Source organism: Mycobacterium sp. E1715 (assembly GCF_001667625.1).
Taxonomy (GTDB): domain Bacteria; phylum Actinomycetota; class Actinomycetes; order Mycobacteriales; family Mycobacteriaceae; genus Mycobacterium.
This window is the reverse complement of sequence record NZ_LZJJ01000454.1, coordinates 1-6,066: the sequence shown is the minus strand read 5'-3', so window position 1 is coordinate 6,066 and position 6,066 is coordinate 1. Positions and strand designations below refer to the sequence as shown.

Sequence of the window (6,066 nt, the reverse complement as noted above, 5' to 3'; positions counted from 1 at the left end):
TCGTCGGACCCTGCAGTGGCCGCACCATATCCTCGTAGACGCGGGTGCTGAACGTGACGTTGTCGGTGAACACGGCCTTGACGGCGTCGAACGAGTACGCGGTGAAGGTCTTCTTGCCGCCGGGTCCGTCACACGGAACCCCCATCTCCGGCCAGCCCGGGTGAACGGGCGCCTTCTGCCGCAGTTCGCGCAGCAGCGGGTACGGGGTCGCGTCGCCGTCGGCGCCCATGCCGGCGTTGAACTTCTCCTGCGCCTCGCGGATGCGCTGCTCGATGTCGTCGTCAACCCTCGACTCCACCACGTGCCACCTCATAAGCCCGTCAACCTACATATTGTCGGTTGCAAACCTACATGATGTAGGTTGAATGAACCAGAAGGCTTACATCGCGAAACCGCAACCTGGAGCGTCCGATTGGTTACTCGAGTCGTGCAGTGGGCGACCGGCGCCGTGGGCCGGGCCGCGCTCCGAGAGCTCATCGAGAATCCCCGTTATCAACTGGTGGGGGTCCTGGTCTACGACCCGGCGAAGACAGGACTCGATGCGGGCGCGCTGTGTGGTCTCCCGCCGACGACCGGCGTGATCGCGACGGCGGACAAGGACGCGATCGTCGCACTGGGCGCCGACGTCGTCGTGCACACGGCCAGCAAAGCACACGCGATCGAAACGAACGCCGAGGACATCTGCCGCCTACTCGCCTCGGGTAGCACCGTCATCACTACGACGTCGTATAACCATTTGCCGACCTATGGGGCGGAAACGGAGTCCGCGTTCGTCGAGGCGTGCCGACAAGGTGAGTCGCGTTTCCATGCTGCCGGCGAGAACCCCGGGTTCATGTTCGAGCGACTGGTCGCCACGGTGACGGGGCTGAGCAAGACGATCGACCGGATCGACCTCTATGAGGCAACTGACGTTTCGGCCGTGGACAGCCGGCCGATGCTGGTCGACCTGATGGGCATGGGGAGACCGCCGGAAGACGTCAGCATCGATTCCCCGATCATCAAGAAGCTCGATATGGCGTACCGCCAGGCGCTCAACGCCACGGCCGACGTCCTCGGGATCACCCTGTCGCGCATCGACGTGGCGGTCGACGCCACCACCCTGCCGCACGACATCGAGGTACCCGCCGGCACTATCGAGGCGGGAACGGTTGTCGGGCAGAGGTTTTCCTGGGTCGGGCACTGGTCGGGCCGTCCGCTGCTGGCCATTCACGAGGAGTGGGTCCTCACCCGCGACCTCCCCCAGTGGGGCATGGCGCCGCTGGCGCCCGGCGAGAAGGCGCCCCTCATCCGCGCGGTCATCAAAGGCGAGCCGAGCTTCGAACTCCAGCTCGACGTGGGATTCGACGGCACGGCGCAACCCGGTCAGCACGCCATGCCGGGCCACCTGATGATCGCGATGGGCGCGATTCGCGCGATTCCGTATGTGCTCGCCCAACCGCCCGGCATCGTGACCGCGGCGGTATTCGGCGCGATCCAACTAGCGTGAGGCGCGCGCGACCGCGCGGGCAATGTGGTCGCTCGGCGCCGCGTGGAAGACATGCGCACTGCCGTCCGGCAGCACCCTGCGGGCAATGAGATAGTCGGATCCCATCCAGCCCTGCCGGATGAACCGACCGAACCGCAGGAACGTCCCGGGAGCGCCGCTGGCCGACGGGATCAGCTTGACCTGCTCGAGCCCGTTCTTCACTCCCTCCCCGGTGAGCGGGCGTGCCGCCGCGAGGCCGCGCACGATCACGGTCGCCGCGTCGTGCGACAGGCCCGGCATCGAATGACCAGGCCGACGACCGTATCTGGCTTCAAAGCGGTCCAGGAAGGCCTGACCGACGGTGTTGCGCTCGTCGTAGCTGTCCAGGCCGATCCAGCCGGACAACTGCCGCCTCCATTCCGCGTTGATGTGCGCCATTTCGAAGGCCGTCGTCGTGTACCGCGGGGGGTCCCAGCCGGCGGCCAGCAGCGCGTCCGTGAACCCCCACAGGCCATGCCCGAACCCGACGTGCACCAACGCGTCGGGCTCCGACGCACTCAGCGCGGCGACCGCTTTGGCCTTGTCGGCCTCCACCTGCGGAATTGCCACGGTCGCAACGACCTTCAAGCCGGCGGCGTCGTAGGCTCGTTCGGCGAAGGCGAGGTACTCCTTTCCGATCAGTGACGACTCATAGGCGATCGCGATCCTCGACCGCCCGTCCCCGATCATCACCGCCGCCAGCATCACCGGCTCCTCGGCCATCGAGCCGTTGTTCAGCGCAAAGCACCACTCTCCGAGCGCACCCTCGGACCCCGACAGGGTGACGATCGGAACGCGAGCCGTGGCCTCGACATGGGAGCGCAGCGGCACCACGTTGTCCGATACCCACGGCCCGTAGATGGCCAGACATCCCTCCGCGACCAGCTCGTCGAAGGCACGTTCGACCGCGAGGTAGGTGCCGTTCGGCAAGCCCACCACGTTTCGGGTGACGAGTTCGATCGGCCGGTCGATCAGCCCGGAGGACAACGCTTCATCCATCACCAGCCGCAGGGCGTCGATGCTGTCGTTGTCCGTGTCGCCGGAAGTCGGATAATCGTTGAGCAAGCCGACTTTCAGGGGAGCGACCGAACCGTACGCGCGAACGCCGTCGTCTGCCATAGCGGCAACATACCGGATGAAGGTTGTGTAATCGCCACCGTACGGAAACAATGATTCGCGAAACTGCATATTCGGCTTCCGGAGTGCTCGCTCCCGTCTGGCCTCACGCGAAGGGGACACCATGACGCTCACATCACCACTGGAATCGAGCGTGTCGGCGGCCGAGAAGAAATATCGCGTGATCCAGTGGGGCATGGGCAATGTCGGGACCTTGGCGCTGCGCCACTTCGCCCACAATCCCCTCTATGAGGTGGTCGGAGTGCTCTGCAACCGCCCGGAGAAAGTTGGCAAGGATGCGGGCGAGCTGGTCGGGGTGGGGCCGATCGGCGTGCTCGCAACCACGGACAAGGCCACCCTGGAGGGCCTTGACGCAGACTGCGTGTTCTACGCGCCCCTCTGGTCGGACGTCGACGAGATCTGCCGACTGCTGCGCGGCGGAAAGAGCGTCGTCGCCTCGGGTGGGGCCTGGTGGCATCGGACGGAAACCAACAGCGCCGACATCGACAAAATCGAGGCGGCGTGCCAAGACGGTGGAACGTCGTTCCACGGAGGCGGCATCCACCCCGGCTACGCGGCGGACCTGCTCGTCCTGACGCTGGCCCGGATCGTCGGCAAGACCGACCACATCCACATCTACGAGGCGGTGAACTTCAACAAGGACACGCTGAAGTACTTGGACGAGATGGGATTCGGAAAGACACCGGACGAGTTCGCCAAGGGCAATCTCTTTCAAGATGCATGGTCGTTGTTCGCGCAATCGCTGACGATGGTGGTCGAAGGCTTGGGCAAGAGTGTCGACAAGTTCACGACAGACGTCGAACTGGGCCTGGCCACCCGCGACATCCCGTACGAGGGCACCGCGGACATGGACATGCCCGGCCTGCGAGGTGTGATCAAGACGGGCACCGTCGCATCCCAACATCACCTCTGGACGGCGTGGGTGGACGGCAGGCCGTTCATCACCTTGCACGAGCTCTACTCGTTCATCGAGCACGACGCCATCGACCCGAGGCCCGATTGGGAACCGTATTACCACTACCGCGTGGTGATCGACGGTGACCCCGGCACCGAGCTCATCCTGCGCGGCAGCCCGCAGGCGCGCGAGCACGCGAAGCCCGGTTACATAGGCTACGCATGGACCGCGATGGAGCCCGTGAACTCCATCCCCGCCATCTGCGATGCGCCGCCGGGTTTCAAGTCGCACGCCGATCTTGGACTCATGACGGTTCGCGGGATCGTGCGCTGAGGCGGCACGTCCCGACGCTCAACATTCAAACTGAAGGTTGCTACGATCGTCGGCATGGCGAAGCGTGGCGGGGCGGACGAGGATCGACGCGCCCGGGGCGAGCAGACCCGTCGCGACCTGATCGACGCGGGTCGCGAGCTGTTCGTTGAACACGGGTTCTTCAACACGAGCATCAGCGACCTCGTGACGAGGTCGGGCGTCGGGACGCGCGGCGCCTTCTACCACCACTTCAAGGACAAAGCCGAGCTCTTTCGAGCGGTATTCGAAGACGTCGAAAACGATCTCACCCTCCGGTCCATTGCCGCTCCCCCGCCGGGCGCGGACGCCTGGGAACGGCTCACGCGTGGATTGCACGGATTCCTTGAAGCCGCAATGGAACCCGCGGTGCAGCGGGTGATACTTGTCGACGGACCGGTGGTGCTGGGCTGGCAGACCCTGCGCGAAATCCAGAATGGCAACAGCATCGCCCTGATCAACGAGGTGGTCCGCGAGGCGATCGCCGAGGGCACCATCGACGATCAACCCGTCGGGGAACTGACGCACATGCTCATCGCCGCGCTCGAGGAGGCCTCGCTGCTCGTCGCGCACTCCGCAAACCCCAAGAGCGCGCGTCGCCGGGCCGCCAGGATCCTGGACCGGCTACTGCTCTCGTTTGCCGTCGAGCCGCACGCGACGCCGCGGCGCTGAGCGTTGCCGAAGTGTGGAGGCCACGTCCGTCACCAGTGGAAATGAATATTTCCAGAAATCGAAATAGTTACTCTGCCAATCTGATAGTCTCGTTCTCAACCTCTGTGCAAGGAGACTCATGCAGCCCGAAGACATGATCTTGGTCAGCGTCGACGATCACCTGGTGGAGCCGCCGAACCTGTTCGAGGGCCGGCTTGCAAGCAAGTACGCGGACGCGGCGCCCCGGGTCATCCGCCGGCCCGACGGCTCGGAGGTGTGGACTTTCAACGACGCCATCATTCCCAACATCGGGCTCAACGCTGTGGCGGGACGCCCACGCGATGAGTATGGCGTCGAGCCGACCGCTTTCGACGAAATGCGGCCCGGGTGCTACGACATTCATGAGCGCATCAAAGACATGGATGCGGGCGGCGTGCTGGGATCGATGTGCTTCCCGTCCTTCCCCGGCTTCGCGGGCCGGCTGTTCGCCACCCACACCGACAAGGACCTCGCCCTCGCCGTCACCCAGGCATACAACGACTGGCACATCGACGAATGGTGCGGCTCGTATCCCGGGCGCTTCCTGCCCATGGGGCTGCCCGTGCTGTGGGATCCCCAATTGTGCGCCAATGAGATCCGCCGCAACGCCGCCAAAGGCTGCCACTCAGTCACCTTCACCGAAAACCCCGCGACGCTCGGCTTCCCGAGCTTCCACGACGAGTATTGGGATCCGATGTGGCGGGCGCTGTCGGACACCAACACGGTGCTCTCGGTCCACCTGGGGTCCTCCGGCAAGATCACGATGACCGCCGACAACGCGCCCGTCGACGTAATGATCACCCTGCAACCGATGAACATCTGCTCGGCGGCCGCCGACCTGCTGTGGTCCCGCGTCATCAAGGAGTTTCCCGACGTCCGCTTCGCACTTTCCGAGGGTGGCACCGGCTGGATTCCCTATTTCATCGACCGCCTCGACCGAACCTACGAAATGCATCACCTGTGGACCGGCCAGGACTTCGGAAACAAACTGCCCAGCGAGGTGTTCCGGGAGCGCTTCCTGACCTGCTTCATCGCGGACCCGATCGGCGTCAAGCTGCGCCATGACATCGGCATCGACAACATCGCCTGGGAGTGCGACTACCCGCACTCCGACTCGTCGTGGCCCGCGGCAGCCGAGGGGCTTGCCTTGGTCATGGTTGACCTCCCCGACGACGAGGTCAACAAGATCACGTATGAGAACGCATGCCGTTGGTACTCATTCGACCCGTTCCGGCATCGCACCCGAGAACGATGCACGGTCGGCGCCCTGCGCGCCGAAGCCGGTGACCACGATGTCGAGATCCGTAGCTTCGACCACGGCCGGTTCGAACGCACCGCGGGCGCGACCCTCGGCACTATGAGCGCCAAGCTCGATGTCTGACAACGGACAAAGCCCGCTGCGGGTCGCTGTCGTCGGTGCCTCCGCCGGACTCGGACGATGCATCGGCATAGGGCTTGCCCAGCGAGGCGCACATGTCGCGCTGCTGGCGCG

At 64.9% G+C, this 6,066-nt stretch carries 5 protein-coding genes and 2 pseudogenes; 5 read left to right on the top strand and 2 right to left on the bottom strand.

Annotated elements, in window-relative coordinates:
- A pseudogene (locus A9X03_RS22955) lies at positions 1-229 on the bottom strand (cytochrome P450); the annotation flags it as partial.
- A 198-nt stretch (positions 230-427) separates the two neighbouring features.
- Between A9X03_RS22955 and A9X03_RS22950 the strand changes: the two are divergent.
- Positions 428-1,486: a dihydrodipicolinate synthase gene (locus tag A9X03_RS22950; RefSeq protein WP_067747585.1), complete on the top strand. Its 1,059-nt coding sequence runs from the start codon at positions 428-430 to the stop codon at positions 1,484-1,486.
- Here A9X03_RS22950 and A9X03_RS22945 read toward each other — a convergent pair.
- A complete protein-coding gene (locus A9X03_RS22945) occupies positions 1,478-2,623 on the bottom strand; it encodes an ABC transporter substrate-binding protein (protein ID WP_067747583.1) in 1,146 nt (381 codons plus the stop codon). The genes A9X03_RS22950 and A9X03_RS22945 overlap by 9 nt on opposite strands.
- 121 nt (positions 2,624-2,744) lie before the next feature.
- On the opposite strand from A9X03_RS22945, the gene A9X03_RS22940 reads away from it, so the two are divergent.
- The 4 genes and pseudogenes from A9X03_RS22940 to A9X03_RS30500 all read left to right on the top strand — a co-directional run.
- Positions 2,745-3,869, top strand: a complete 1,125-nt coding sequence (locus A9X03_RS22940; RefSeq protein WP_067747581.1) for a dihydrodipicolinate reductase — start codon at positions 2,745-2,747, stop codon at positions 3,867-3,869.
- 54 nt (positions 3,870-3,923) lie between these two features.
- On the top strand, positions 3,924-4,556 hold the full coding sequence (locus tag A9X03_RS22935) for a TetR/AcrR family transcriptional regulator (RefSeq protein ID WP_067747579.1): 633 nt from the start codon (positions 3,924-3,926) through the stop codon (positions 4,554-4,556).
- A 118-nt stretch (positions 4,557-4,674) separates the two neighbouring features.
- Positions 4,675-5,955 carry an amidohydrolase family protein gene (locus A9X03_RS22930; protein ID WP_068263189.1) on the top strand — a complete coding sequence of 427 codons (1,281 nt, stop codon included), beginning with the start codon at positions 4,675-4,677 and terminating at the stop codon, positions 5,953-5,955.
- Positions 5,948-6,066 (top strand): annotated as a pseudogene (locus A9X03_RS30500) (short-chain dehydrogenase); the annotation flags it as partial. The gene A9X03_RS22930 and the pseudogene A9X03_RS30500, both read left to right, overlap by 8 nt.